Annotated in this window: 27 protein-coding genes, 1 tRNA gene, 1 pseudogene and 1 riboswitch; of the genes and pseudogenes, 12 read left to right on the plus strand and 17 right to left on the minus strand. The window is 73.5% G+C overall.

Annotated elements, in window-relative coordinates:
• Positions 1-69: 69 nt before the first annotated feature.
• Entirely contained in the window at positions 70-261 is a 192-nt protein-coding gene (locus FGD68_RS00755) for a DUF2795 domain-containing protein (protein ID WP_104235333.1), read from the plus strand.
• A 313-nt stretch (positions 262-574) separates the two neighbouring features.
• On the opposite strand, the gene FGD68_RS00760 is transcribed toward FGD68_RS00755, so the two are convergent.
• Positions 575-715, minus strand: coding sequence for a hypothetical protein (locus FGD68_RS00760; protein ID WP_182480951.1), 141 nt, complete (start codon positions 713-715; stop codon positions 575-577).
• A 57-nt stretch (positions 716-772) separates the two neighbouring features.
• Here FGD68_RS00760 and FGD68_RS00765 point away from each other — a divergent pair, with 57 nt between their 5' ends.
• Positions 773-1,312 (plus strand): DUF2087 domain-containing protein, encoded by a 540-nt coding sequence (locus FGD68_RS00765; RefSeq protein ID WP_237609657.1) that lies wholly within the window; start codon positions 773-775, stop codon positions 1,310-1,312.
• On the opposite strand, the gene FGD68_RS00770 is transcribed toward FGD68_RS00765, so the two are convergent.
• From FGD68_RS00770 to FGD68_RS00785, 4 genes are all read right to left on the minus strand, one after another.
• Complete coding sequence (locus FGD68_RS00770; RefSeq protein ID WP_237609658.1) at positions 1,294-2,541, minus strand: PP2C family protein-serine/threonine phosphatase; 1,248 nt, start codon at positions 2,539-2,541, stop codon at positions 1,294-1,296. The two genes, FGD68_RS00765 and FGD68_RS00770, sit on opposite strands and share 19 nt — an antisense overlap.
• Before the next feature lie 159 nt (positions 2,542-2,700).
• Positions 2,701-4,029, minus strand: a complete 1,329-nt coding sequence (locus FGD68_RS00775) for a PP2C family protein-serine/threonine phosphatase (protein WP_119373205.1) — start codon at positions 4,027-4,029, stop codon at positions 2,701-2,703.
• A complete protein-coding gene (locus FGD68_RS00780; RefSeq protein ID WP_043584032.1) occupies positions 4,029-4,451 on the minus strand; it encodes an ATP-binding protein in 423 nt (140 codons plus the stop codon). Before FGD68_RS00780 ends, FGD68_RS00775 begins: the two co-directional genes overlap by 1 nt.
• Positions 4,444-4,782, minus strand: coding sequence for an STAS domain-containing protein (locus FGD68_RS00785; protein ID WP_104235329.1), 339 nt, complete (start codon positions 4,780-4,782; stop codon positions 4,444-4,446). The genes FGD68_RS00780 and FGD68_RS00785 overlap by 8 nt, the downstream gene beginning before the upstream one ends.
• Positions 4,783-5,047: 265 nt before the next feature.
• Here FGD68_RS00785 and FGD68_RS00790 point away from each other — a divergent pair, with 265 nt between their 5' ends.
• Positions 5,048-5,416 carry a hypothetical protein gene (locus tag FGD68_RS00790; RefSeq protein WP_104235328.1) on the plus strand — a complete coding sequence of 123 codons (369 nt, stop codon included), beginning with the start codon at positions 5,048-5,050 and terminating at the stop codon, positions 5,414-5,416.
• Here FGD68_RS00790 and FGD68_RS00795 read toward each other — a convergent pair.
• On the minus strand, positions 5,413-6,054 hold the full coding sequence (locus FGD68_RS00795; RefSeq protein ID WP_119373206.1) for a histidine phosphatase family protein: 642 nt from the start codon (positions 6,052-6,054) through the stop codon (positions 5,413-5,415). The two genes, FGD68_RS00790 and FGD68_RS00795, sit on opposite strands and share 4 nt — an antisense overlap.
• Before the next feature lie 129 nt (positions 6,055-6,183).
• Here FGD68_RS00795 and FGD68_RS00800 point away from each other — a divergent pair, with 129 nt between their 5' ends.
• Both FGD68_RS00800 and FGD68_RS00805 read left to right on the plus strand, forming a co-directional pair.
• Positions 6,184-7,143, plus strand: a complete 960-nt coding sequence (locus FGD68_RS00800; protein ID WP_237609659.1) for a hypothetical protein — start codon at positions 6,184-6,186, stop codon at positions 7,141-7,143.
• A gap of 3 nt (positions 7,144-7,146) precedes the next feature.
• Complete coding sequence (locus FGD68_RS00805) at positions 7,147-7,785, plus strand: hypothetical protein (RefSeq protein ID WP_237609660.1); 639 nt, start codon at positions 7,147-7,149, stop codon at positions 7,783-7,785.
• 16 nt (positions 7,786-7,801) lie between these two features.
• On the opposite strand, the gene FGD68_RS00810 is transcribed toward FGD68_RS00805, so the two are convergent.
• Positions 7,802-8,224 (minus strand): GNAT family N-acetyltransferase, encoded by a 423-nt coding sequence (locus FGD68_RS00810; protein ID WP_119373743.1) that lies wholly within the window; start codon positions 8,222-8,224, stop codon positions 7,802-7,804.
• A gap of 99 nt (positions 8,225-8,323) precedes the next feature.
• On the opposite strand from FGD68_RS00810, the gene FGD68_RS00815 reads away from it, so the two are divergent.
• The 3 genes from FGD68_RS00815 (at position 8,324) to FGD68_RS00825 (ending at position 11,528) form a co-directional block, all read left to right on the plus strand.
• Entirely contained in the window at positions 8,324-9,424 is a 1,101-nt protein-coding gene (locus tag FGD68_RS00815; RefSeq protein ID WP_237609661.1) for an ice-binding family protein, read from the plus strand.
• Between the two features lie 155 nt (positions 9,425-9,579).
• Positions 9,580-10,545, plus strand: a complete 966-nt coding sequence (locus FGD68_RS00820; RefSeq protein ID WP_119373391.1) for a carbohydrate ABC transporter permease — start codon at positions 9,580-9,582, stop codon at positions 10,543-10,545.
• The gene (locus FGD68_RS00825) at positions 10,545-11,528 is read left to right on the plus strand and encodes a carbohydrate ABC transporter permease (RefSeq protein ID WP_119373392.1); all 984 of its coding nucleotides are present in this window, start codon (positions 10,545-10,547) and stop codon (positions 11,526-11,528) included. The genes FGD68_RS00820 and FGD68_RS00825 overlap by 1 nt, the downstream gene beginning before the upstream one ends.
• A gap of 25 nt (positions 11,529-11,553) precedes the next feature.
• On the opposite strand, the pseudogene FGD68_RS00830 reads toward FGD68_RS00825, so the two are convergent.
• The 7 genes and pseudogenes from FGD68_RS00830 to FGD68_RS00860 form a co-directional block, all read right to left on the minus strand.
• Positions 11,554-11,877, minus strand: a pseudogene (locus FGD68_RS00830) (DMT family transporter).
• A gap of 9 nt (positions 11,878-11,886) precedes the next feature.
• Positions 11,887-11,951: riboswitch (guanidine-III (ykkC-III) riboswitch) on the minus strand.
• A 51-nt stretch (positions 11,952-12,002) separates the two neighbouring features.
• Complete coding sequence (locus FGD68_RS00835; protein ID WP_104235319.1) at positions 12,003-13,361, minus strand: ABC transporter substrate-binding protein; 1,359 nt, start codon at positions 13,359-13,361, stop codon at positions 12,003-12,005.
• Between the two features lie 102 nt (positions 13,362-13,463).
• The gene (locus tag FGD68_RS00840) at positions 13,464-14,375 is read right to left on the minus strand and encodes an alpha/beta hydrolase (protein ID WP_237609662.1); all 912 of its coding nucleotides are present in this window, start codon (positions 14,373-14,375) and stop codon (positions 13,464-13,466) included.
• A gap of 12 nt (positions 14,376-14,387) precedes the next feature.
• The gene (glpX, locus tag FGD68_RS00845; protein ID WP_119373735.1) at positions 14,388-15,374 is read right to left on the minus strand and encodes a class II fructose-bisphosphatase; all 987 of its coding nucleotides are present in this window, start codon (positions 15,372-15,374) and stop codon (positions 14,388-14,390) included.
• Between the two features lie 57 nt (positions 15,375-15,431).
• Positions 15,432-16,568: an AI-2E family transporter gene (locus FGD68_RS00850; RefSeq protein ID WP_237609663.1), complete on the minus strand. Its 1,137-nt coding sequence runs from the start codon at positions 16,566-16,568 to the stop codon at positions 15,432-15,434.
• A 187-nt stretch (positions 16,569-16,755) separates the two neighbouring features.
• Complete coding sequence (locus FGD68_RS00855) at positions 16,756-17,481, minus strand: ABC transporter ATP-binding protein (protein WP_237609664.1); 726 nt, start codon at positions 17,479-17,481, stop codon at positions 16,756-16,758.
• Positions 17,478-18,575, minus strand: coding sequence for an ABC transporter permease (locus FGD68_RS00860; RefSeq protein WP_237609665.1), 1,098 nt, complete (start codon positions 18,573-18,575; stop codon positions 17,478-17,480). The genes FGD68_RS00855 and FGD68_RS00860 overlap by 4 nt, the downstream gene beginning before the upstream one ends.
• Before the next feature lie 149 nt (positions 18,576-18,724).
• Between FGD68_RS00860 and FGD68_RS00865 the strand changes: the two genes are divergently transcribed.
• Both FGD68_RS00865 and FGD68_RS00870 read left to right on the plus strand, forming a co-directional pair.
• Positions 18,725-19,900: a sensor histidine kinase gene (locus tag FGD68_RS00865; RefSeq protein ID WP_119373787.1), complete on the plus strand. Its 1,176-nt coding sequence runs from the start codon at positions 18,725-18,727 to the stop codon at positions 19,898-19,900.
• Positions 19,901-20,521, plus strand: a complete 621-nt coding sequence (locus tag FGD68_RS00870) for a response regulator (RefSeq protein ID WP_237609666.1) — start codon at positions 19,901-19,903, stop codon at positions 20,519-20,521.
• 119 nt (positions 20,522-20,640) lie between these two features.
• Here FGD68_RS00870 and FGD68_RS00875 read toward each other — a convergent pair whose 3' ends face one another.
• The 3 genes from FGD68_RS00875 to FGD68_RS00885 form a co-directional block, all read right to left on the minus strand.
• On the minus strand, positions 20,641-21,681 hold the full coding sequence (locus tag FGD68_RS00875) for a CBS domain-containing protein (protein ID WP_119373784.1): 1,041 nt from the start codon (positions 21,679-21,681) through the stop codon (positions 20,641-20,643).
• A gap of 287 nt (positions 21,682-21,968) precedes the next feature.
• Positions 21,969-22,058, minus strand: a tRNA-Ser gene (locus FGD68_RS00880).
• A gap of 120 nt (positions 22,059-22,178) precedes the next feature.
• Positions 22,179-22,760, minus strand: coding sequence for a hypothetical protein (locus FGD68_RS00885; RefSeq protein ID WP_237609667.1), 582 nt, complete (start codon positions 22,758-22,760; stop codon positions 22,179-22,181).
• A gap of 174 nt (positions 22,761-22,934) precedes the next feature.
• On the opposite strand from FGD68_RS00885, the gene FGD68_RS00890 reads away from it, so the two are divergent.
• Complete coding sequence (locus FGD68_RS00890) at positions 22,935-23,576, plus strand: HAD family hydrolase (protein WP_119373598.1); 642 nt, start codon at positions 22,935-22,937, stop codon at positions 23,574-23,576.
• Positions 23,577-23,641: 65 nt separating this feature from the next.
• Positions 23,642-24,382, plus strand: coding sequence for an NADPH-dependent F420 reductase (locus FGD68_RS00895; RefSeq protein ID WP_119373599.1), 741 nt, complete (start codon positions 23,642-23,644; stop codon positions 24,380-24,382).
• Positions 24,383-24,391: the final 9 nt, after the last annotated feature.

Below are 24,391 nucleotides of genomic sequence, written 5' to 3' on the forward strand. Positions count from 1 at the left end.
TGCTCGACCTCGGGAGTCGACTCGATATGCGGGCGACGCAGCCCGCATCCACCGACGAGAGGACACCCCATGGCCATCGACCCCATCGAGCTCCAGAAGCACCTCAGCGGCCTCGACTACCCGGCGTCCAAGGACGCGATCGTGACGAAGGCGGAGGAGTCGGGCGCCGACTCCGACACCCTCGACGCGCTCCGCGGCATCGCCGACACGGAGTACGACGCCCCCACCGCGATCAACTCCGCGGTCTCCGACGCGAGCTGATCAGCGCGCGCGGATCCAGCGCATGACGCCGACGGCCCCGGTCCTCCTCGTGAGGGCCGGGGCCGTCAGCTGTCCTGAGCACGCGGAGCCCGGCTCGGCGTGCGGCGTGCGGCGTGCGGCGCTACGCGGTGAGCGCGTGATCCCTCGGGAGCTCCGCGGCGATCGTCGCGAGCGCATCCTCGACGGAGGCGAACCAGTCGCAGAGACCGGGCACGGGCCGCGGCGCCACGATCGATGGCCACGAGGGCCGCGACATGAACCGTCAGTTGCCGGGATGCGGCGACTGACGGGGAGGACTCGCGGGATCCGTCGATCAGGGCCGGTACTGCTGCGGCTTGTCGAACCCCATCGGGTCGCCGTTGGACGGATTCTGGCCGCTGCCGCCGATGCGGACCTTGCCGAGCACGTAGAGGACCCGCGTGAGCACGCGGCCGAGGAAGCGGAGGACCGTCATCTCCCGACCGTACCGGCGCCGGTCGTCGAGGCGGAAGGCGCCGGGCAGGATGGGGGCATGGACCACATCGACCCGCGCCGCCTAGCCGCGGTGCTCGCCGACGCCGAGATGCGGGCCGCGTACGCGCGCGTCGTGCTCGGATCCGGCCTCGACGACGCCCTCGCCCACCTCTCCCCCGCCCGCGCGCGGAAGGCCCGGGCGGCGCTCACCGGATCCGGCCTCGTCGCGCTCGCCGCCGACGGCACCGCGACCGCGCCCGACACCGTCTTCCGCGCGATCCTCGCCCAGCAGCCCGCGACGCCGCCCGCCCAGGGCGTCGAGCGCTTCCTCCGCGACGGCCGCATCGCCCAGTGGCCCGCGGGCCCGGTCGACCTCGACGACCTGCTGCGGCACGTCGTCGCCGAGGTGCTGGAGCCCGACGAGGTGCTCGACGAGAAGGCCCTCACCGAGCGGCTCGTGCGCATCACCGACGACCACGCGCTGCTGCGCCGCCACCTCGTGGACGCGGGCCTCGTGCTGCGGACGCGCTCGGGATCCGAGTACGCGCGGGCCGGTGCGACGGCCGAGCCGGCGAGCCCTCAGGCGCCGCCCGCGTAGCGCACGCACACCGCCGACACGTCGTCGCCGAGGGTGCCGCGCGCGGCGGCCGCAGCTGCCGCGTCCGCGATGCGGCCCACGGTCTCGGCCGCGCCCCCCGCGTCCCGCACCAGGTCGATGAGCGGCGCGACCGAGTCGAGGGATCCGTCGAAGAGGTCGAGCGCGCCGTCGGTGAACGCGAGGAGGCGATCCCCGGGCCGCAGCTCGCCGGTTCGCGCCGCCCAGGAGGCGCCCGGGATGACGCCGAGCGGCAGGCCGAGCGACGGCAGCATCTCGTGCGTGCCGTCCGCGCGGATCACCACCGTGAGGCCGTGGCCGCCGTCGGCGTACGCGAAGCGGCCGGTGGATCCGTCGACGCGGCAGTGCAGGAACGTCGCGAACGTCTCGGTCGCGTCGAGGTCGGCCTGGAGCTGGGCCTGCACCGCGGTGACGGTGCGCGCGGCGTCCGGCCCCCGGTGCGCCTGGAAGCCCGAGCGCACGGCCGACGCCAGGATCGCCGCGCCCGCGCCCTTGCCCATCACGTCGGCGACGGTCACGTGCAGGCCGTCGGCGTCCTCGCCCCAGGCGTAGAAGTCGCCGCCCACGCCGCGGGCCGGGCGGCTGATGCCGGCGAGGTCGAAGTCGGGCCAGAGCGGCCGGTCGACGGGCAGGAGCCGCTGCTGGATCTCGCCCGCGAGCTCATCGTCGCGGCTGTCGCGGAGCTCGCGCTCCACCCAGGCGCCCATCTCGTCGAGCAGCTTCTCCTGCGCGGGCGCGAGCTCGCGCGGCTCGGTGTCGACGAGGCAGAGGGTGCCGACGGTCTGGCCGCCGGAGATGAGGGGGCGTCCCGCGTAGAAGCGGATGTGGCGGGGGCCGGTGACCGTGGTGCGCTCGGCGAAGCGCGCGTCCTGCGTCGCATCGGGCACCACGAGGATCTCGGGCGAGCGGATCGCGATGTCGCAGAACGACTGCGTGCGGTCCGACAGCAGGGAGACGCCCGCGGGCTGCGGCGACTTCGTGAACTGCTCGGCGTCGTCGACCAGGTTGATCTCGGCCACCGGCACGCCGAACACCTCGCGCGCGACGCGGGTGACGCGGTCGAAGCGCTCCTCCGCGGTGGATCCGACGAGCCGCAGGTCGTGCACGGCCCGGAGTCGCGCCTCCTCGGCCGGACCGCGCAGGGTCGGGGCGTCGCGGCTGGCGCGACCCGCGGGATCCGAGCCACTCGAGCGCGCTACGGTCTCCGGCATGGCCATGTGCTCCCCTGATGGATCGGGCGTCGGTCGCGCCGGACGGTGATCCGCCCGCCGCACGATCCCCCCGGACCGCGGCGCCTTCGTCGAGTGTATGCGCTGGTATTCGGAGCCGACCCCGGATCGGAGAGGCTCCACGGCCCGCCGGGCGAGCCGTCACGCCTCCCGGCGCACCACCACCACGGTCACGTCGTCGGGGTTCGCCTGGCCGCCGGCGAGCGCGGTGATCCGTCGCACCAGGTCGTCCGCGGACGCGGACTCGCGCGCGAGCTCCGCCACCCGGTCGACCGCGCGGAGGGTGCCGTCGTAGAGGTCGAGCACGCCGTCGCTGAAGGTGACGATGAGGTCGCCCGGGCCGAGCGCGACCTCGTGCGTGCTCCAGCCGGCCGCGCCCGGCACGCCGACGGGCAGGTCGGTGGACTCGAGCCGCTCGTGGGAGCCGTCCGCGCGCACGACGGCCGAGAGGCCGTGGCCCGCGTCGGCGTAGAGGACGGTGTGGTCCTCGGCGCGCACCCGCGCGTGGAAGACGGTGGCGAAGGATGCGGCCCCGCTGAGCTCCGCGGTGAAGCAGTCGGCCGTGCGCTCGACGGCGGCGACCGGATCCGGCACGTTCTTGGCGCTGCGCACGACCGCGCGGGCGGTGGCCGCGATGATCCCCGCCCCCACGCCCTTCCCCATCACGTCGCCGAGGGTGAACGCCAGGCCCTCCTTCACCGGGTACCAGTCGAAGAAGTCGCCGCCCACGGCCTTGGACGGCAGGCACGCGCCCGCGACCTGGTACCCGGCGAGCAGCACGGTCGTCTTCGGCAGGAGCGCCTGCTGCACGATGGACGCGCGGGTCAGCTCCTCTTCGCTCACCCGCTCCCGGTCGCGGGCGGCCTCGAGGCTGAAGCGGGTGCGCCGGGACAGCTCGTTGACCACGAGCGCCGCGACCGCGAAGGCCAGGGCGCTGAAGAAGCCGCGCCACAGCTCGTTCGCGTTCTGCGAGCCGAGCCCGAGGAGGAGCGGGAGTCCGAGGGTCGCGTAGACGCCGACGAACGCGACGAGCACGTTCCACCTGCTGGGATTCAGGCTGAACCAGACGACAGGGAGGATCACGAGCGACCCGAAGATGGACGCGTTCTCGCCCGTCGCGATGCGCAGCATGCCGACGACCAGGAAGTCGAGCGCGGGCACGGCGTCGGCGTAGCGGGCGAGGTCGCGACGCACGGTCGCGAGGACGGCGAGCAGGGTGCCGACCACGAGGATCCCGCACGCGATGAGGAGCGAACGCGGCGCGGTGACCCCGAGCGACGGCACGCTGACGCTGGCGATCACCGCGAGGACGAAGAGCACCAGCATCGGCAGCTGCTTGACCACGGGAGTGGGGCCGGGCGTGCCGGAGGATCCGGACCGGGCGGCGGACTCCGGGATCCAGGCCAAGCGCCCGACCCACGCGGGCAGCGGGAGCGCGGCCGGCTGCGGCGCGTGCGCGGGCAAGCTCATCAGGACGCCTCGGGCTCGATCCGGGTCCGCCGGACGCTCCACACGTTCTCGCCGCCGACCCGCTCGTAGGTGAGCTCGTCGCAGAGCATCTGCACCATCGCGAGTCCGCGGCCCGACTCGGCGTCGGCGCCGGGCATCTCGCGCGTGGTGAGGCGGAAGTCGCCCGGCTCGGATCCGTCGCGCAGACGAGCGCTCATCACGCCGTCGTCGACGGTGACGCTCACCACGCACGTGACGCCCTGGCCGTCGTCGGCGTGCTCGATCACGTTGGAGGCCAGCTCGATGAGCGCGGTCTCGAATGCCATCCGGTCGAGCGCGCCCACGTCGGGGCGGTCGTCCCAGAGGCCGGCGACGAGCTCGTGGACCGCGTCGACGTCGTCGGGCGGGGACTGGAGCGTGAGGCTGCGGGTGGTCTCAGTCACGGTAGGCCGCCTCGGCCGTCGGGGTGGAGATCAGCACACGGTCGAGGTTGGAGAGCTGCAGCACCATCTGGACCTGCGGGCCGGGCGCCGAGATGCGGAGGTCGCCGCCGGCGTCGCGCGCGGAGCGGAGGCCGGCGATGAGGACGCCGAGGCCGGAGGAGTCGATGAAGTCGACGCCGGCGAGGTCCACGACGATGCGCGCGGGCGCGGGATCCAGCGCGTCGTGGATCGCCTGCCGGAGCTCGGGGGCCGCGGCCATGTTGAGCATCCCTGCGGCCGTGACGACGGTGACGTCGTCCTCGCGTCGTGCTGTGGCGGTCGTGAGCGCCATGCGTCCCCCTCAGGTGGTCCGTGCGCCGACGCCGACATCCCCCGATGCGGCCGGCGGGTGGCGCCGGTCCCCCGCGGTCCCCCGCGCGGATCCCCTGCCTCCACCGCGCCCATCCTCTCATCCATCGCCCGAGGAAATACGATGGGTACGGCGTCCCGTCGCATGTCCGCGCGGCGCATCCCCATGGTGAGGTGGCCCGCTCCCGGTTACGGTGCGGCTGACCCCACGTACGAGCACGGCCGCACCGGCCGCACGAGGAGAGACCGTGTCGACCGCACCCGAGCACGTCCCGACCGAGCGCCGCATCACGCGGCTGGCGATCGAGACCTCCGTCGCGCTGGCCTGGAACGCGGAGGGCGCGATCCGCGGCCTGCCGCCGCTCGCGTGGCAGCTCGGAGGCCCGTGGGAGGGCGTGCACTTCTCGGGCGACGCCGACGCGTACGCGCCCGAGGCGCGGCGCGAGGTGATCGAGGCGTGGATCGCGGGGCTCGGCCTGGCCGACGCCATCGACCTCACCGACGGCCCGCTCGCGCGCCGCGGCGAGGACATGGTCTGGACGGGCGCGATCGACGAGGTCGTGTTCGAGCTGCGCTACCCGGCGGAGTGCGCGGACCCGGCCGGCCCGGACGACTAGCCGACGGGAGCGGCCGGGGCGCTGGCGTCCCGCTCGCGCCACCCGGATCCGTCGCGCTCCAGCTCGATGAGCTGCCCGTTCGCCCACACCAGCGAGCGCGTGAGCGCGGGCGACCGGCCGAGCGCGGTGAGGTAGAGCACGCGCAGCAGGTAGCCGTGCGCGACCACGAGGGTGGTGCGCGGATCCGCCGCGACGTCGTCGAGGATCGCGCGCGCCCGCAAAGCCGCGGCCGCCCACGTCTCGCCGCCGCCGGGTGCCGCGGGCTCGCCGTCCTCGCCCGTGAGCCAGGCCGCGAACGCCTCCCCGTGGACGGGTCCGCGGAGCTCGTCGCGCGTGATCCCCTCGAAGGCGCCGAAGTCGAGCTCCACCAGCTCGGGCCGCGCCTCGGGCACGACGCCCGGCGCGACGCCCTGCTCCTGCAGGATCCGCGCGGTGCTGCGGGCGCGCGACAGCGTGCTCACGAGGATCCGCTCCACGCCCTCCCCGCGCAGCCGCGCCGCGAGGGGCGCGAGCTGCTCCGCCGCGTCGTGGTCGACGTCGATGTCGGTGCGCGAGTCGTACCGGTACTCCCGGTTCCAGGGCGTGGGCGCGTGCCGGGTGAGGAGCAGGCGCACGGGTGCCGCCGGGGGTGTCTGCATGGGTCCATCCAACCGCGAGCGGGGGCGGGCCGGGCGGGTGCGGGCGGAGGACGCGCGCGCCTCGTTCTGGGGGCGCGGGCGGGCGCCTGCGGGGCCGTCGCCGCGGATCCGCGCCCGTAGGGTCGGAGCATGGCCAGCGGCGCGTGGGTGCGCATCCCGTCCCCGAGCGTGCAGCAGAGATGGCTCCTCACCGCGGCGTCTCTCGCCTTCGCCGGGATCCTGCTCTGGTCGCCCGTCGGCGCCGTGACCCGGCTCGTGGACCGCGCGATCGGCCCGTCGCCGCTCATCGCGGTGGGCCTGCCGATCCTCCTCGTCGTCGCCGTGGTCGGCATCGCGTACCTCGTCGTCTCCGAGCGCAGCGCGCCGCCCGCGATCGACGTCGCGCGCAGCGTCCTCCGCATCGGACGCAAGGAGTGGGGCTTCTCCGAGGTCACCGGCGCGCGCATCGAGCTCGCGGGCGGCCCGGGCGACGACACCCTGATCCTCCGCTTCTCGACGACCGGCGGCGAGAGCTGCACCGTGGTCGTCTCCACCCGCGAGGGCGTGCGGATCGACGACGCGCAGCGCGACGCGCTCCTGGCCCTGGTCGCGGGATCCCGCATCGCGCCGCCCCGCTCGAAGGACGACCCGCACGGCAAGTTCGCGCACGTCGAGTTCCCCGGCCACCTGACCCTCGAGGACACGGCGGCGCTCGTGGACGGCAGCGGGGTCGCGGAGCCGATGGCCGCGCGCGGGCAGCGCGGCCAGGGGTCCGGTGCACGGAACGTGCGCCCCGCGGGGACGCCCAGCCGGAGCCCTGTGTCGATGCGGGCGCAGTACGTCATCGCCGGCATCGTGACGGCGATGGGCGTCTTCTTCGCGGTCGTCGCCGTGCGGAACCCGACGGCGCTGTTCGGACGCACGGAGACCCCGGTGGTCGGGCTCGCCCTCTTCTTCCTGGTGGGCGGCATCGTCGTGCTCGTCATCACCCGCCGCGACGCCCGCCGCGCGGCCGAGCAGCGCACCGCCGCCGATGCGGCCCGCGCGGAGGCCGACCGCGACGGGTCCGCCGAGCCGCGCGACCCCGCCCGCCCCGCCGACGGGAGCTGACGCGTGGCCGACGACGGATGGGTGCGGATCCCGGCGCCCACGTACCGACAGCGGCTGCTCTTCGGGAGCGGCTGGTTCCTCCTGGTCGCATGGCTGAGCATGAACCCCCTCGGTCTCCTCGGCCGACACGTCGAGGACTCCCTCGGCGGCGGGTGGGTCACGGTCGCCGCCACGGTCCTGTCGGGCGTCGTCGCCGCGGGGGCGATCCTGCTCCTCGCCATCACGCGGCTGTCCCCCGGGCTCGACATCGACGTCGGCCGCGGCGTCCTCCGCCTCCGCGGGAGAGAGCGCCCCTTCGCCGAGCTCGTGGGCGCGCGCATCGAGGTGGCGCCGGTGCCCCGGGAGTCGCGGTACGACAGGCCCCGGAAGCGCCCGCGGCGGGATCCCCTCGTGATCCGGCTCGACCTCGCCGACGGCGCCCGGTTCCGCGTCGTGCTCGCGATCGGCGCGACCGACGCGCTCTCGCCCGAGCGGGCGGCGGCGCTCGTCGCGGCTGTGCGCGGGTCCCGGATCATGACGCCCACCGCGTCCTACGACCCCGACGGCCGCTTCACCCACCTCAACTTCCCGGGGAGCCTCGACCGGGACGACGCCGTGACGCTCATCGAGGATCCGCAGAGCGCGAGCGTCCTGCCCCGCTGACGCGCGCGGCGCCCGCTCACACCCGCAGCGAGAACGCCGCGAGCCCCTGCTCCGCGTGCGGCGCGAAGCCGAGCGCGCGGTAGAAGGGGTGCGAGCGGTCGCCGTCCTCGGTGCCGCCCGCGTCGGTGGTGAGCACGAGCAGGACGCCGGCCGCCTGGCCCGCGCGCACGTGCTCGACGAGCGCGCGTCCGACGCCGCCGCGCTGCCGGTCGGGTCGCACGAGGAGGTCCTGCACGTAGCAGATCGAGACCCCGTCCCCCACGGCGCGCACGAGGCCGACGAGCCGGCCGTCGGCGTCGCGTGCGGTGGCGACGAGGGCGGATCCGGCGAGCGCCCGCTCGAGCCGCTCCGGGTCCCGCGTGTAGACGGTCCAGCCGACGGATCCGTAGAGGTCGAACAGCTCGTCGCGGGAGGGGATCTCGTCGGCGAGGAGGGTCACCCCCACACCGTAACCGCCTGTGGACTCGACGCACGCGCCCTGACCGCCGCTCGATACGGTCGCGGTTCCGCCCGCCAACCCTTCCGACGAGAGCTGTCCATGCACCAGTCGCGCCACGCCTGCACGTCCTCATCCCGTCGGAGCCGGTCCGGATCCCTCGCCGTCGCATCGCTGGCCGTCGCGGCCGTCGCCGCCTCCGGCCTCGGAGCCGCCCTCCTCGCCCCGGCGAGCGCCTTCGCCGCCACCGCCACCGTGGGCCTCGGCACCGCCGCGACGTACTCGGTGCTCGCCGGCCAGGGCGTCACGAACACCGGCCCCACCACCCTCTCGGCGGATCTCGGCACCAGCCCGTCCGCCGCCGTCACTGGCTTCCCGCCCGGGGTCGTCGGCGGCGCCACGCACGCGGCCGACGCCGCGGCCGGCCAGGCCCAGTCCGACCTCACCACCGCGTACGACGACGCAGCCGGCCGGCCCACCACCGCCGCCGTGCCCGCCGACCTCGTCGGATCCACCCTCACGCCCGGCGTCTACACCGCGGCCGGCCCGATCGGCCTCACCGGCACCGTCACGCTCGACGCGCAGGGCGACCCGTCGGCCGTCTTCGTCATCCAGGCCCCGTCCTCCCTCACCACCGGCTCCGGCAGCCGGGTGTCGCTCGTCAACGGCGCCCAGGCCTGCAACGTGTTCTGGCAGGTCTCGAGCTCCGCGTCGCTCGGCACCAACTCGGGCTTCGCGGGCACGATCCTCGCGCTCACGAGCGTCGCGGTCGGCACGGGTGCCACGGTCGACGGTCGCACGCTCGCCCGCAACGGCTCGGTCACCCTCGACGACGACGCGTTCATCTCCTCCACCTGCGGCACCAGCACGTCGCCCGTCGGCTCGGGCACCACCCCCGTCGTCACCCCGACGCCGACGCCCTCGTCGACGCCGGCGCCGTCGCCGGCGCCGTCGCCGACCGGCGGATCCACCGGCGGCACGACGGGCGGCACCACCGGCGCATCCACGCCGACGCCGTCGCCCACCTCCGGCGTGCCGACGTCCAGCACCCCGCCCGGCGACGTGCCGCCTCCCTCCGGCCACCTCCCCCGCACGGGCGGCGACGGCGTCCGCCTCGTCATCGAGCTCGCCCTGGGCACGGCGGCCCTCGCGGCCGGCGTCGTCGCGGTGATCGCCGTGCGGGCCCGTCGCCGCAAGCACTAGCCGCCGCAGCAGCGCCGCGCCACCCGACGCCCGTCCCCGCCTCGCGCGGGGGCGGGCGTCCGTCGTGCGCACGGCCCTGTCGCCGAGGAGAAGCCGGTCTAGGGTCGGCAGAGAGGAGCGACGATGCTCCGATCCACCAGTCGACGAGGACCACCATGACGACGACGAGCCGCCCTCCGCGCAGCAGCACCGCCGACCGGCCGCCCCGCCCCCGCCCCCGCCGCTCCCGCATGGCCCGCCGCGAGGCCGTGGCCGGCTACCTCTTCATCAGCCCGTGGATCGTCGGGTTCCTGGTCTTCACGCTCGGCGCGATGGTCTACAGCCTCGTGGTGTCGTTCAGCGACTACAACCTCGCCACCGACGTGGCCACCCCGGTCGGCACGGAGAACTACGCGCGGCTGTTCTCGGATCCGCGCGTGGCCCTCAGCCTCGGCAACACGCTCTTCTACGCGATCCTCGCCGTGCCGTTCGAGGTCTGCCTGGCGCTCCTGCTCGCGATCCTCCTCGCCCGCCTCGGCCGCGGCGCCGGCATCTTCCGCACCCTCTACTACCTGCCCAAGATGACCCCGACGGTCGCCACCGCGAGCGTCTTCCTGCTGCTGCTCAACGGCAACTCGGGCGCGGTGAACAAGGGGCTCGAGGCGATCGGCATCGACGGCCCGCAATGGCTCATCGACCCCGCATGGGTCAAGCCGTCGATCGTGCTCATGACGCTGTGGGGCGTGAGCGGCACCATGGTGATCTTCCTCGCGGCCCTCAAGGACGTGCCGCGCGAGCTCTACGAGGTCTCCTCGCTCGACGGCGCCGGCCCGGTCCGGCAGTTCTTCTCCATCACCGTGCCGATGATCTCCGGCGCCATCTTCTTCAACGTCGTCGTGCTCACGATCGCCGCGCTGCAGGTCTTCGACCAGGCCTACCTGCTGTTCTGGCGGGATCAGACAAACGCGTCGCCCGACTCGTCGCTCTTCTACGGCGTGTACCTCTTCCAGCAGGCGTTCCGCTCGTTCGACTTCGGGTTCGCGGCCGCGATGGCGTGGCTGCTGTTCGTGATCGTGCTGCTGATCACGCTCGTGCAGGTCAAGCTGAGCAACCGGTTCGTCTACTACGAGGGGGACCGCTGATGGCCGTCACCGACAGCACGCCCGGCGCCGCCGCGACGCCCGCTGCCGCCACCGGGGATCCGCGCCTCGCCGCCGCCCTCACTCCGCTGCCGTCGCGGGATCCGTCGCCCGAGCGGCGCGATCCCGACCGCGTCCGCCGCGTGCGGTCCCGCATCGGCCGCGCCCTCATCACCGCGCTGCTCGTGGGGTTCGCGCTCCTGTTCCTCTACCCGTTCGCATGGCTGCTCGCCGCGAGCCTCAAGCCGCGCGGCGAGGTCTTCGACAACTCGCTCTGGCCCCGCACCTTCACGCCGCAGAACTACGTCGAGGTGTGGGAGCAGCTGCCGCTGCTCGGCTGGATGGGCAACAGCCTGGCGATCGCTCTGCTGTCCGCGGCGCTCGTGTCGATCTCGAGCGCGCTCGTGGCGTTCGGCTTCGCGTACTTCCGGTTCCCGGGCCGCAGGATCCTGTTCGGCCTCGTGCTCGCCACGATGATGCTGCCGGGCGCCGTGACGATGGTGCCGCAGTTCCTGATCTGGAAGAACCTCGGCCTCATCGGCACGTGGATCCCGCTGTTCGGCATGAACCTGTTCGGCTCGGCCTTCTACATCTTCCTGCAGCGCCAGTTCTTCCTCGGCCTGCCGCGGGAGCTGTTCGAGGCGGCCCGGCTCGACGGCGCCAGCTACTTCGGGATGTTCCGGCGGATCGCGCTGCCGCTGTCGATCCCGTCCTTCGTCATCATCTTCATCTTCGAGTTCCAGGCCAGCTGGAACAACCTGCAGGCGTCGCTGATCTACCTCAACGCCGGCAGCGTCGAGGGCTTCACCGTGCCGCTCGGGCTGTCCTACGCGATGACCGCATTCAGCCCGACGAACGGCGGCCAGGGCGACTACCAGCTCGTGATGGTGGCGGCGCTGCTCGTGACCCTGCCGATGCTGCTGCTCTTCGCGTTCGGGCAGCGCTACTTCGTGGAGGGCATCGCGACGCAGGGGCGGAAGGGCTGATCCGTCCGGCCCGCGCCGTGCGGGCTCAGTGCCCGGTGTCGACGACCTTGAGGCCCACCACGCAACCGACGAGGCCGAGCAGCAGCAGGACCTTGACGACGCTCGCGGGCTCCTCGCCCGTGACGATCGCGTAGGTCACGGTGAGCGCCGCGCCGATGCCGACCTACACGGCATAGGCGGTGCCCGTGCTGATCTCGCGCATCGCGTAGGCGAGCCCGATCATGCTCAGCACGACGGCGACGCCGAAGACGATCGACGGCCCGAGCTTCGTGAACCCGGCGGACTTCCCGAGGGCGGTGGCCCAGACGGCCTCGAGCACCCCGGACACGATGAGGACGATCCACGACATGGCACTTCTCCTGGCCAGTCTTGTCGCGTTCCGGGTACTGGTCCCTCGTCCGGGAGCGCGGGAAGGCGCCCGACCACCACGGTAGCCGGGCGCCCTGGTCACCCCATGTGCAGGTCCGCGCCGGATCAGCGCGCCGCCTGCTCGTAGGCCCGCATGGCCGCGGTCTGCGCGTCGGCGAGCGCCTGCTCGGGCGTCTTGTCGCCGAGGAGCGTCGAGGCGACCGCGTTCTGGAGCTCGCTCTGGATCTGCTGCCCCGCCGGGGATCCGCCGATCGACCGGCCCTCGGCCACCACGTCGTAGAACGTCGCGATGGCCTGGTCGATCCCGTCGTCGCCGCTCGGGACGACGTGGGCGTCGCGGATGGCCTGGTCGGCGGCCGGGGATCCCGTGAACAGGCCCGTGTTGATGCCGCCGTTCTCCGTCACGGTCGCGGCGCGCACGTCGCCCGCGGCCTCCCACGACTCCTGGCTGGTGAGGTCGAGCATCCACGCGCAGGCGGCGTCCTTGTTCGCGGCGCCCGCGGGGATCACGAACGCGGATCCGCCGGCCACCGCGAACGGCTCGCCGTCGCTGTCGCGGAAGGGCACGGCCGAGATGTCGATGTCGTCGCGGTAGGGCGCGACCACGTTGAGGTACCACTGGGCGTCGATCTGCGCGCCGACCTGGTCCTTCACGAACTGGTTGCCGTCGCCGAAGGTGTCGAAGGCGTCGCTGAAGCTCTTGCCCTTGGCGTAGCCGCCCTGCGCATCCGAGAGCTGCTTGAGGAACTCGAGGCCGGGCAGGTTGGCGTCGTCGTCGAGCGTGGGCTTCCCGTCGGCGTCGACGAGCTGGCCGCCGAAGCCCAGCATCCAGAGCGCGGCCTGCGCGGTGGGCACGGCGTCGAGGCCCAGCACCGCGGGGTCGCCGCCCGACTCCCGGTAGACCTTGCCGACGGCGTCGAGCAGCTGGTCGGGCTTCGAGGTGTCGAACTGGTCGCCCGAGACGCCGGCCGCGGAGAGCACGCGCTCGTTGAGGAGGATCGCCGGCGGCTGGAAGAACTGCGGCACGGCCCAGATCGCGTCGTCGTAGCGGATGTCGTTGGTGACGGACTCGTAGAAGCGCTCCGCGGGATCCACGTCGTGGGCGGAGTAGCACTGGTCCAGCGGGAGGATGAGGTCCTGCGCCGCGTAGGTCGCCACGAACTGGCGGTCCATCTGCACGACGTCGGGCGTCTGGCCGCTCGCGACGCGGGTGGTGAACTTCTGCGCGTCGAACGCGGTGGAGTCGAGGTCGATCTCCACACCCGAGAGCGCGTCGGCCGCGTGCGCGAGGCGGGCCTCGCCCACGTCGTCGGCGCCGTCGAAGGCCCAGGCCTTCAGGGTGCCGGCGGCCTCCGTGGTGAAGGAGGCGTCGGCCGCGCCGGTGCCGCCGGATCCGCATCCCGCGAGCAGCGTCGCCGTGGCCGCCGCCGCGACGACCGCGAGCGTCCTGTGTGTCCTGGTCATGGGTACCTCCGAGAGCACGGCGGGCCTCGTCACCCGCTCCTCGAACGTACGCCGCATCTCCCGCGGCGTTCCGGGCGGCGGCGCCGGACGCGCGCGGCGGCGTCAGGCGAGGAGCAGGTCCACCATCGCGTCACGCGCGCGGGCGCCCTCGGGGATGGGCATGAGCGCGTACACGTGCAGGAGGTTCGGCTCCACGTGGATCCGCACCGGGTGCCCCACGGCTGCGGCCTTGCGCTCGAAGGCGCGCGCGTCGGCGAAGAGGATGTCGTGCGTGCCCGAGAACACGGTCACGCGGCCGAGGCCCGCGAGCGATCCGTGCATCGGGCTGACCCGCGGGTCCTCCACGGGAAGGTCGCCGCGCCACGACTCCACGGCGGCGCGCATGCCGTCGACCGCGAGCCACGGGTCGGTCGGCTGGATGCGGGCGATGAGCGGATCCGTGAACGACAGGTCGAGCGCGGGCGAGAGCAGCACCACGTCGCGCGGCGCGGGCACACCGCGGTCGCGGAGCACCATCGCGGTCGACAGCGCGATCTGCCCGCCGGCCGAGTCGCCCAGGAGCGTGACGGCGCCGGGGCCGACCTCGGCGACGAGCGCCTCCGCGAGATCCGCCGTGCGCTCGACGACCTCTGCGGCCGTGGCCGACGGGACGAGCGGGTAGATGGGCACGGTGAACGTCGTGCCCGTGCGCCGGGCGAGCCCCGCGACGAGCCACCAGTGGAACGGGCTGATCTCGTGGGTCCAGCCGCCGCCGTGCGCGTACAGCGCGCGACGCCGGGACGCGGGACCCGTCGGGGACACCTCGTACACGTGCCAGCCGCCCTGGATCCGGGCCGTCACGCGCACCCCGCGGAGGAGCGGCGGCGGCGCGAAGCCACCCGGCCGGATCACGCGCCGGTGCGCGCCGCCCATCGTGCGCGCGGGCGACGCGAACTCCGCCTGCCCGCCCACGAGGGCGATCACGGGCCGGGCGATGCGGGACAGCAGGCTGCGGCGGGTGCGCGTTCCGGTCATGTCAGTGCCGGATCAGCTGGCGGGGCTGTACCACTTGGAGACCAGGTGGTCGGCCTCCACGCGGCGGATGGTGCCCGAGTGGGAGCGGAGCACGATGCTCGAGGTGCGGATCATGCCGCGGTGCCGGGTGACGCCCGCGACGAGCGCGCCGTCGGTGACGCCGGTGGCGACGAAGTAGGCGTTGTCGCCGGTGACGAGGTCGTCCTGGTCGAGGATGCGGTCGAGGTCGTGGCCCGCGTCGACCGCGCGCTGCCTCTCGGCGTCGTCCTTGGGCGCGAGGCGCGAGAGGAGCACGCCGCCGAGCGCCTTGATGGCGCACGCCGTGATGATGCCCTCGGGGGTGCCGCCGACGCCGACGCACATGTCGATGCGCGAGTCAGGGCGGGCCGCGTTGATGCCGCCGGCGACATCGCCGTCGAGCAGGAGGCGGGTGGATGCGCCGGCCGCGCGGATCTGCGCGATGAGGTCCGCGTGCCGCGGCCGGTCGAGCACGGCGACCTGCATGTCGTCCACCGCGAGGCCCTTCGCGTCGGCCAGCGCGCGGATGTTGTCGCCGATGGGGCGGTCAAGGTCGACGACGCCGCGGCCCTCGGGTCCGGTGACGAGCTTGTCCATGTAGAAGACGGCCGACGGGTCGAACATGCTGCCGCGGTCGCTGACCGCGATGACCGAGAGGGCGTTCATGCGGCCGGCGGCGGTGAGGCTCGTGCCGTCGATGGGATCCACCGCGATGTCGCACGCGGGGCCGAAGCCGTTGCCGACGTGCTCGCCGTTGAAGAGCATCGGCGCCTCGTCCTTCTCGCCCTCGCCGATGACGACGAGGCCGTCGAAGGCGACGGTGCCGAGGAACTTGCGCATCGCGTCGACCGCGGCGCCGTCCGCGGCGTTCTTGTCGCCCTTGCCGATGAAGGGGGCGGAGCGGATGGCGGCGGCCTCGGTGGCTCGGACGAGCTCCATCCCGAGGTTGCGATCCGGATTCGAGTAGTTCTCCTCGGTCATGTGGGTCCTCCCGTAGAGACGTGCGCGGGCGGCTCCGTCGACTCCGCAGATGCGTCCCTACGATCCTACGGCGGGGGTGCGGGCCTTCCAGCTGCCGCCCGCGATGTACCGCACCATCACGTTGACGGTGGCGACGAATGGCACCGCGAAGAGGGCGCCGGCGACGCCGCCGACGTAGGAGCCCGCCGCGACGGCGAGCACGACGGCGAGCGGATGCACGTGCACGGCCCCGCCCATCACGAGCGGCTGCAGCACGTGCGACTCGAGCAGGTGCACGCCGATGACCGCGGCCAGCATGATCACGGCCTGCAGCGGCCCCACGAACACGAGCGCGATGACCACCGCGAACGCGCCCGACACGATGGCGCCGACCACCGGGATGAAGGACGCGAGGAACACGAGGACCGCGATGGGGACGGCGAGCGGCAGGCCGAGCAGCCATGCCGCGATGCCGATGCCGACCGCGTTGCCGGCCGCCACGAAGATCTGCACGCGCGTGAAGGCGGACAGCGTGCCCCAGCCCGCGCGGCCCGCGCCGTCGATCGCCGGACGCGCGCGGCGCGGGAAGACGGAGACGACGAAGCGCCAGATGCCGCGGCCGTCGATGAGCACGATGACGATGGTGAAGAAGGCGAGCAGCGCGCCCGTGACGAGGTGACCGACGCCGAGCCCCGCGTCGAGCGCGCCGGTGAGGAGCGCCTCGCGGCTGTTCTCGAGGGCATTGCCCGCGGACGCGAGGAGCGCGTCGTAGTCGGACGGCACGACGTTGAACGGCGGCTGCGCGAGCAGGTCGCGCACGGACTCGAACCGCTCCATCGCCTCGCGCTGCAGGGTGGGGATCCCCGTGCGGATCTGCGTGATGAGCAGGAGCACCAGCCCCGAGATGACGACCGCGGTGCCGAGCAGCGTCGACGTGATGGCGACCCAGGCCGGCCACCTGCGCTTCCGCAGCGCACCCACGAGCGGCTCCAGCAGGGCGCAGACCAGGAGGCCGATGAGGAACGGGATGACCACCTCCTTGACCGCGATGAGGATCCACACGGCCGCCGCCACCGCGATGCCGATGACGAGCAGGCGCCACGACCACTCGGCCGCGAGCAGGACGCCCGGGGTGACGCCGCGCTGGGCGGCGCGGTCGGCGTGCGGGGCGGCGGGAGCGGGCTCGCCCGGCGTGGGCTCGACGTCGTGGGACATGGCGGTGCTCCGATCTCGGTGCGGGGGAGGTCACCTCGTGCGGAGGAGGGCCAGGCGCCCATCATGGCGGTGCGCGATGGACGGCGGCCCGACATGTCCCGCATGCGTGCGCATGCGGATCCCCCGCGCCGCTGAGGGGGATCCGCGCGTCGCCGCGGATCCGCCGCGCCCCGGGCCGCCGCGCGGGTCAGCGCGTCGCGGCGACCGCCCCTGCCGCCCGCACGCCGCCGGCCTCCTCGACGCCCGCGATCCGCCCGTCCACCACCCGGACGAGCCGGTCGAGGGCGGCGCGGTGCACGAGGTCGTGGGTCACGAGCAGGGTCGCCGTGCCCTGCTGGTGGCTGAGCTGGGCGATCAGGTCCATGATCTCGGCGCCGCGCTCCTGGTCGAGCGCGCTCGTGGGCTCGTCGACGAGGAGCACGGACGGGTCGTTCACGAGCGCGCGGGCGATGGCGACGCGCTGCCGCTGCCCGCCGGAGAGCTGGGCGGGGCGCTTGCCGGCGTGGGCGGCGAGGCCCACGGCGTCCAGCAGGGCGTCGGCGCGGCGACGGACGGCGCGACGCCGGGCGGATCCGCCGCCGCCGAGCTCCGCCATCACGAGCAGCTGCTCCCGTGCGGTGAGCGACGGCACGAGGTTCGACTGCTGGAACACGATCCCGATGCCGTCGCGCCGCAGCGCCGTCGCCTCCTTCCTGCTGAGGGTCGCGGCGTCGACGTCGCCGATCAGCACGCGGCCGGAGTCGGGCCGGATCAGCGTGGCGGCGACCGCGAGGATAGAGGACTTGCCGGAGCCCGAGGGCCCGGTGATCCCGGTGACGACCCCCGCGGGCGCCGTGAGCGTCACGTGGTCGACCGCGGTGATGCGGTTGTCCCCGTCGGGGAAGGTGAGGGTGACGTCGTCGAGGTGGATCATCGGTTGCTCCCGAGTGCGGTGAGGGGGTCGGCGTGGGTGACGGTGCGGAGCGCGACGGCGGCGCCGGCGAGCCCGAGGACGGCCATGGCGGCCGCCGGCAGGAGGGTGGTGAGCGGGCTCAGCAGGAAGGGGAGGGTGCCGCCGGCGAGCGCGCCGAGGCCGACCACCACGGCCATGCCGACGCCGATCCCGAGCACGAGGACGACGAGCGCCTGGCCGAGCGCGTCGCGGATCAGGGACGCGTCGGACGCTCCGAGGGCCTTCAGCACGGCGATGTCGCCCGCGCGCTGCATGGTCCACACGGTGAAGAAGGCGCCGACGACGAGGGCGGAGACGCCGAACAGCATCGCGATCATGAGGGCGAGGGATCCGATCTCCGATTTGAAGGTCTCGAGGGCGCCGAGGCTGGTGAGCGCCGGCTGGGCGACCGTGTGCGTGGCGGTCTGGGCGACGTCCCAGTCGGGGGATCCGGAGACGGCGAGCACCGTCGCCTCGCCCTCGCCGCCGAGCCGATGGTCGGCCGCGGCCCACGCGGCCGGGGTCAGCGCGACGACGGGCGTGTGGCTGTAGGAGGCGTCGCCGCCGATCGAGGCGACGTCGTACGCGGCGCCCGCGATCGTGATCCGGTCGCCCACCGCCGCGTGCAGGGCGTGCGCCGCCTCGGACGACAGCCCGACCTCGTCGTCAGCGGTGGGCGCCAGGGCGGTGACCGTGGAGGACGGCGCGCCGTGCGGGACGCCGAAGAGCGCGACCGCGACGGCATCCGCGTCCGCGCCGCCGTCCGCTCCCGCGCCGGTCGCCCGACCCTGCGCGATGCCGATGGGCGTCACGGCGGTGACCCCCGCGGTGCCGCGCCAGGCGGCGACCGTGGCGTCGTCGAGCGAGGACTGGGAGAACGACGGCTGCGCGGAGTCCGGCTGGGCGAGCACGAGGCGGTCACCGGGGAGGCCGAGCACGGCCGACACGTCCTGCGCGGCGAGCCCGCCGGTCAGGCCCGCGAGGAACCCCACGAGCAGGGTGATGAGGGCGACGACCGCGCCGATGAGCACGAACCTGCCCCGGGCGAATCGGAGATCACGCCAGGCGACGAACACGATGGATCCTTCCGGCGCCGGGGTCCTTCCCCGCCGCCGTGGTCAGCCTCGCCGTCGGGCTCCCCGCATCCATCGGGGAGAGGTTCGCTCCCTGCTTCCCACTTTCGATTGATCCGGACGGGCCGCGCCCGCCGTACGCTCCAGGGGACATGGCCCACAGCACCCTCTCCCCCGTGTTCGTGGGGCTCCGCACCGGACTGCACGTGCTCGTCGCCGCGCTGCTCGCGCTCGTGGTCGTGCGCGTGCTCGTCGCGGACTCGCCGCGCACGGCGGCGGCGCTCGCGCTGGCCGCGGCGTTCGCGGTGCTCTACCTGCTCGGCGCCCGCGTGCGCCTGGTGCGCGAGTCGCGCCGGGCCGCGGTCGGGGCCGTGTGGATCACCGCGCTCACCGCCGCGTGGATCGCGCTCCTCGTGCTGGTGCCGGATGCGGCCTACCTCGTCTTCCCGCTCTTCTTCCTCTACCTGCACGCCCTGCCGCGCGCCGCAGGGCCGATCGCCGTGATCGTCGCGACGCTCGTCGCGGTGGTGGCGCTCGGGCTGCACGGCGGGTTCACGATCGGCGGCGTGATCGGCCCGCTCGTCGGCGCGGGCGTCGCCCTGCTCATCGGCCTCGGCTACCGGGCGCTCGCGCGCGAGTCCGCGGAGCGGGAGGCGCTCCTCGCGGAGCTCATCGCCACGCGCGACCTGCTCGCCGCGACCGAGCGGGAGCAGGGGGTGCTGACGGAGCGCGCGCGGCTCGCCCGGGAGATCCACGACACCGTCGCGCAGGGCCTCAGCAGCATCCAGATGCTGCTGCACGCGGCCGAGGCGGCCGATGGCGACCGGCCGGGCCTCGACCACATCCGGCTGGCCCGTGCGACCGCGGCCGACGGGCTCGCCGACACGCGCCGCTTCATCCGGGAGCTCGCACCGCCCTCGCTCGACGCGGGGCTCGCCGCGGCGCTCGGTCGGCTGAGCGCGCAGTGGCGCCGGGAGGGGCTCCGCATCGACGTCGCCGTCCCGCCGCTCGAGTCGCCCCTGCCGATGGACGTGCAGACGGCGCTGCTGCGCATCGCGCAGGGCGCCGTCGCGAACGTCGCGCAGCACGCCGACGCGAGCGTCGTGGGGATCGGCCTCGCGGTCACGAAGACCCACGCGACGCTCACGGTGCGCGACGACGGGGCGGGCTTCGACCCGGCGCGCGTCGGCGCGGATGCCGGCGCCTCCGACTCGTTCGGCCTCCGCGCCATGGCGCAGCGCGTCGACCAGCTCGGCGGCAGCCTCGACGTCGACAGCGCGCCCGGCCGGGGCACCACCATCACCGCGATCCTGGGGGTCGAGCCCTAAGTGATCCGCATCGTCATCGCCGACGACCACCCCGTGGTACGCGCGGGCCTCCACGCAGTCCTCGACGCCGCGGCCGACATCCACGTGATCGGGGAGGCGGCGACGCCCGCGGAGGCCGTCGCGCTCGCCCTGTCGGAGGATCCCGACCTCGTGCTGATGGACCTCCAGTTCGGCCAGGAGCGCACGGGCGCGGACGCGACCCGGCAGATCCGCGCGGCGGAGGCGGCGCCCTACGTGCTGATCCTCACCAACTACGACAGCGACGGCGACATCCTCAGCGCGGTCGAGGCGGGCGCGAGCGGCTACCTCCTCAAGGACGCGCCGCCCGCCGAGCTGCTCGCGGCGGTGCGCGCGGCCGCCGCCGGCGAGAGCGCGCTGGCGCCCGCGGTCGCGAGCCGTCTCCTCGCCCGGATGCGCGCCCCGCGCGTGAGCCTGTCGTCGCGCGAGATCGAGGTGCTGCGGCTCGTCGCCGACGGCGCGTCGAACACCGACGTCGCCGCCCGCCTGCACATCACCGACGCGACCGTGAAGTCGCACCTCGTGCACGTGTTCTCGAAGCTCGGCGTGAGCTCGCGGACGGGCGCGGTGGCGGCGGCGCGGGAGCTGGGGGTGCTGCGCTGAGGGCTGCTTCCTAGAGTCCCGAGCGCCGAAGGAGCGCTAGGGCGCAAGTGAGGTCGGGAGCCGCGCGGCCGAGAATGACCGAAGCGCCGAAGCACTCGACCCAGGGCAGGGCATATTACTCAGCTTTTTCCTTCCAACTCTGCCCCCTCACCCACTCCCGGCGCAACATTTCGTAGCCACTGAGTCAGCCGATGGACGGCTTCAACGTTGCTCGACCGATCTTCATCCGGGTCGTCGAAATGAGCAATTGAATTGCGTAGTGCCCGTGTGGCATCCAACCAGTGGTCAAAAAGCTCCTTAGAAAGAGCCCAACCGAGCACGCTCCAGTGGGTCATGTAGTGCTTCTGCAGTTGACCGAACATCATGTCATCCACCTTCTTTCGTGGATCCTCAGGCAGCAACACTCGAGCCACGCGCTTCAACTCCTGCTCACACCGCCCAACTGCGAGAAATGGGACCGTCAGCTTCTCGAACTCCTTTGTGAGGTCCGAAGCAGTAACAATTCCAGCTAGCTTGCCCTTATAAGTCACGACCACGAAACCGTCTCGCGAAATCGGCTGCACGCTGGCAAACAAATCTGAGTGCAAGTCAACGGGAGCCGTCGATCGCATCGCTTTCTCAACAGTGCCGGGGGCGGCCCCTCTTAGGCAAGATTGTGCATATGTATCCCAAGAGAACACGCCAACGAGAGTTTGATCGTCAGAACTCTGAACGACGGGAAGTTGGGAAAAGTCTCGCCTGAGCATGATCGTCACAGCATCGTCCACGGAAGACCCCCGCACGACGAAGCCTTCGCGCAGAGAGTCATCCGAGGATCGGATCGCAAAATTAGCAGAACCAATTCGCGACAAGGTCAGAAGGTGCTCGTCAGGTTGCTCAGCCGCGAAAGCGAGATCCGCCTCTCCAATGAGGTCACGGATGATAACAGAACCGTCTAGCGGCCCGCTATCAAAAGGAGGCTCGGTTCGCAGGCCCATTTCTTGTAAATCTTGCTCAACCACCGCAACTTGACGCTTTCCGCGGCCGCGAAGACCCCAGAAACTAATGAGCTGCCGAATAAGAACCGGCCTGCCATCGTCACGAAGGTGCTCCAGATACGCTTTTGTCTCGGCAAGCCCACTTTCTTTTGTGGGTTCTGGGATGGTTGCACTCGGGGGCATGGTACTCCAGTACTGAGCATCAATTGATCATGAGAATGACACGATCAACTTACAGTTATGGCTTAGCACGACGTGCCCCCAAAATGCGGGGCAGGGCACACCGCTTCGAACCACGAGAAAGACGACAGCGAGACACACCGTGCAGCCCCATGCGACTCTGTGCAGGACACCGGGTCGAAAAATAGCGGTGCGGGCAAGAGCTACGCCCGTGAACGACGAAGGGCCCCGGTCTCCCGGGGCCCTTCGCGCGGATCGGGCTGCGCGCGAGGCGCGGTGCCGGATCCCTCTGGCGGTGGCGGTGGGATTTGAACCCACGGTGGAGTCTCCCCCACACACGCTTTCGAGGCGTGCTCCTTAGGCCGCTCGGACACGCCACCGGGATCGAGTGTAGTACAGGGCCGGGCGGGAGCCGCACGGGCGGCGGGCGGCGCAGCGAAGACGGCTGACGAGCGGCGGGCGGCGAGCGGCGAGGCGGCCGCGGCCCGGCCCGGCCCGGATCAGCACGCGACCGACAGCGCCCGCACCGACACCGGCACCTCGACGCGCACAGGCGCCGCCGCGAGGCGGGCCGCGCGCGGGACGACCACGGGCGCGGAGGCGTCGACCACGCGGATCCCCCGCACCTCGACCGCGCCGGGCACGGGGACGACGACCAGGTCGCCCGCGACCACGTCGGCGGGCAGGCGCACGGCCGCGCCGCCGATCTCCGCGGGCCGGGCCGCTGCGGTCGACGCCCGGCCGATCAGCCGCACCTCCTCCCACGCGCAGGCGAGGCCGGCGATGTCCGCGTCGACGAGCATCGCGCGCGGGGCGTCGGCGGTGGCGGGCGCGACCGCGAGGATCCGCAGCACGAGCGCCGACGTGCGCGCGGTCGCGGAGGCGCGCCCGCTGCTGCCCGGCTCGACGGCCGCGGCGGTCACGGTGCAGGGCGTCCCCCGCTCCACGGCGAGCGCGACGAGGGAGACGGCGCCTACCCGCAGGTCGGTGGTGGTGGCGGTGGTGCCGGCGGGCCAGCGGACGGCGGCGAGCGGATCCGGGATGCTACGGCGGAGCGACGGGAGGATCGCGGTGAGGGTCATGGCCTCCGGTCTACCCCGGCACGGCACGCCCGGCGCCCGCCCTCACGGAAGCCGTGCGCGCGAGGCCGCGACCCTCACGGGATCCGCACGGCCGGCGGGACGACGCGCGCGCCGCCCCGCCCGAACGGGCATGCTCGAGGGACCCGCCCGCCCGCGATCCGCACCTGGAGACCCATGCCCGAGAACCGCGATCCCGCCATCCCCTGGCTCCTCTTCGACATCGGCGGCGTGCTCGTCACGCGGCCCGACGACATCGGCGCGCTGACCCGGGCGCTGGATCCCGCAGGCGTCGCGGGCGAGGACGCCGAGGCCCGCGTGCGCGACGCCTTCGACGCGCACCGCCAGGAGTACGACCGGGGCGGGAGCGCCCGGGCCTTCTGGGAGGCAGTGGCCCGGGACGTCGGCGCCGACGTCCCCGCGGACGACGGCCTCGCCGAGCTGGTCGCCATCGAGCAGCGCCGCTGGGGTTCCCCCGACGCGGAGACGACCGCCGCGCTCGACCGCGCCCTCGCGGCCGGCCACCGCCTCGCGGTGCTGAGCAACGCGCCGCACGAGCTGGCCGACGTGCTCGAGGACCGCGACGGCTGGGGGTCCCGCTTCGAGCACGTGCTCACGAGCGCGCGGATCGGCATGGCCAAGCCCGACGCCGACGTGTGGGCGTTCGCGTGCGCGCGCCTCGACGCGCCGGCCGAGCGCATCGTCTTCGTCGACGACAAGCCCGAGAACGTGGAGGCGGCCCGCCGCGCCGGCATCCACGCGCACGTGTGGGAGGGGCTGGGGACGCTCGACCGGATCCTCGACGGCACGCTCGCCTGAGCCGCGGCGCCCGGCTCCGCTGTCCCGCGGCGCCGCACCGCTCTCCGCGGCGGGATGATGGGAGCATGACGCAGCACGCCGACGCCCCCGCCCACGACGACGGAGCGGCGGGAGCGGGAGGCGCCGGATCCGCGGCGCGACCGGCGACCGTCGGGATCCTCGGCGCCGGCAAGGTCGGCACCGTCCTCGCCCGCCGCGCGATCTCCGCCGGGCACGAGGTGCTCATCTCGGGCTCGGGGGATCCGTCGCGCATCGCCCTCATCGTCGACGTGCTCGCACCCGGCGCCGTCGCCACCACCTCGGCGGACGCGGCGGCCCGCGCCGACGTCGTGATCCTCGCGCTCCCCCTCGGCAAGCTGCCCTCGGTGCCCGTCGCCGAGCTCGCCGGGAAGCTCGTGGTCGACGCCATGAACTACTGGTGGGAGGTGGACGGCCACCGCGACGACCTCGCGCACCCCGCCTCCTCCACGAGCGAGCTCGTGCAGGACCTCCTCCCGGACTCGACGATCGTCAAGGCCTTCAACCACATGGGGTACCACGACCTCGACGAGGGACCCCGGCCCGCAGGCGAACCCGGACGCAAGGGCATCGCGGTCGCGGGCGACGACGAGCGGGCGCGCGCGACGGTCGCCGCCCTCGTCGACGCGTTCGGCTTCGACCCCGTCGACATCGGCCCGCTCGCGGCCGGCCACGTGCTCGAACCGGGCCGCTCGCTCTTCGGCGTGAACGTGGACGCCGACGAGATCCGCCGCCTGGTCGCGCTCGAGTCGGCGGACGCGCGCTCCGCCTCCCCCTCCGCCGAGTAGCGGGCGCGA

The sequence above is a fragment of the Clavibacter californiensis genome (assembly GCF_021952865.1).
In the GTDB taxonomy this organism is placed as follows: Bacteria; Actinomycetota; Actinomycetes; order Actinomycetales; family Microbacteriaceae; genus Clavibacter; species Clavibacter californiensis.

Excerpts from the sequence above, each read along its gene's own strand:
- FGD68_RS00755 (WP_104235333.1), top strand. The coding sequence starts at position 70 with ATGGCCATCGACCCCATCGAGCTCCAGAAGCACCTCAGCGGCCTCGAC.
- FGD68_RS00760 (WP_182480951.1), bottom strand. The coding sequence starts at position 715 with ATGACGGTCCTCCGCTTCCTCGGCCGCGTGCTCACGCGGGTCCTCTAC.
- FGD68_RS00765 (WP_237609657.1), top strand. The coding sequence starts at position 773 with ATGGACCACATCGACCCGCGCCGCCTAGCCGCGGTGCTCGCCGACGCC.
- FGD68_RS00770 (WP_237609658.1), bottom strand. The coding sequence starts at position 2,541 with ATGCCGGAGACCGTAGCGCGCTCGAGTGGCTCGGATCCCGCGGGTCGC.
- FGD68_RS00775 (WP_119373205.1), bottom strand. The coding sequence starts at position 4,029 with ATGAGCTTGCCCGCGCACGCGCCGCAGCCGGCCGCGCTCCCGCTGCCC.
- FGD68_RS00785 (WP_104235329.1), bottom strand. The coding sequence starts at position 4,782 with ATGGCGCTCACGACCGCCACAGCACGACGCGAGGACGACGTCACCGTC.
- FGD68_RS00795 (WP_119373206.1), bottom strand. The coding sequence starts at position 6,054 with ATGCAGACACCCCCGGCGGCACCCGTGCGCCTGCTCCTCACCCGGCAC.
- FGD68_RS00800 (WP_237609659.1), top strand. The coding sequence starts at position 6,184 with ATGGCCAGCGGCGCGTGGGTGCGCATCCCGTCCCCGAGCGTGCAGCAG.
- FGD68_RS00815 (WP_237609661.1), top strand. The coding sequence starts at position 8,324 with ATGCACCAGTCGCGCCACGCCTGCACGTCCTCATCCCGTCGGAGCCGG.
- FGD68_RS00820 (WP_119373391.1), top strand. The coding sequence starts at position 9,580 with ATGACGACGACGAGCCGCCCTCCGCGCAGCAGCACCGCCGACCGGCCG.
- FGD68_RS00825 (WP_119373392.1), top strand. The coding sequence starts at position 10,545 with ATGGCCGTCACCGACAGCACGCCCGGCGCCGCCGCGACGCCCGCTGCC.
- FGD68_RS00835 (WP_104235319.1), bottom strand. The coding sequence starts at position 13,361 with ATGACCAGGACACACAGGACGCTCGCGGTCGTCGCGGCGGCGGCCACG.
- FGD68_RS00840 (WP_237609662.1), bottom strand. The coding sequence starts at position 14,375 with ATGACCGGAACGCGCACCCGCCGCAGCCTGCTGTCCCGCATCGCCCGG.
- glpX (WP_119373735.1), bottom strand. The coding sequence starts at position 15,374 with ATGACCGAGGAGAACTACTCGAATCCGGATCGCAACCTCGGGATGGAG.
- FGD68_RS00850 (WP_237609663.1), bottom strand. The coding sequence starts at position 16,568 with ATGTCCCACGACGTCGAGCCCACGCCGGGCGAGCCCGCTCCCGCCGCC.
- FGD68_RS00855 (WP_237609664.1), bottom strand. The coding sequence starts at position 17,481 with ATGATCCACCTCGACGACGTCACCCTCACCTTCCCCGACGGGGACAAC.
- FGD68_RS00865 (WP_119373787.1), top strand. The coding sequence starts at position 18,725 with ATGGCCCACAGCACCCTCTCCCCCGTGTTCGTGGGGCTCCGCACCGGA.
- FGD68_RS00875 (WP_119373784.1), bottom strand. The coding sequence starts at position 21,681 with ATGCCCCCGAGTGCAACCATCCCAGAACCCACAAAAGAAAGTGGGCTT.
- FGD68_RS00885 (WP_237609667.1), bottom strand. The coding sequence starts at position 22,760 with ATGACCCTCACCGCGATCCTCCCGTCGCTCCGCCGTAGCATCCCGGAT.
- FGD68_RS00890 (WP_119373598.1), top strand. The coding sequence starts at position 22,935 with ATGCCCGAGAACCGCGATCCCGCCATCCCCTGGCTCCTCTTCGACATC.
- FGD68_RS00895 (WP_119373599.1), top strand. The coding sequence starts at position 23,642 with ATGACGCAGCACGCCGACGCCCCCGCCCACGACGACGGAGCGGCGGGA.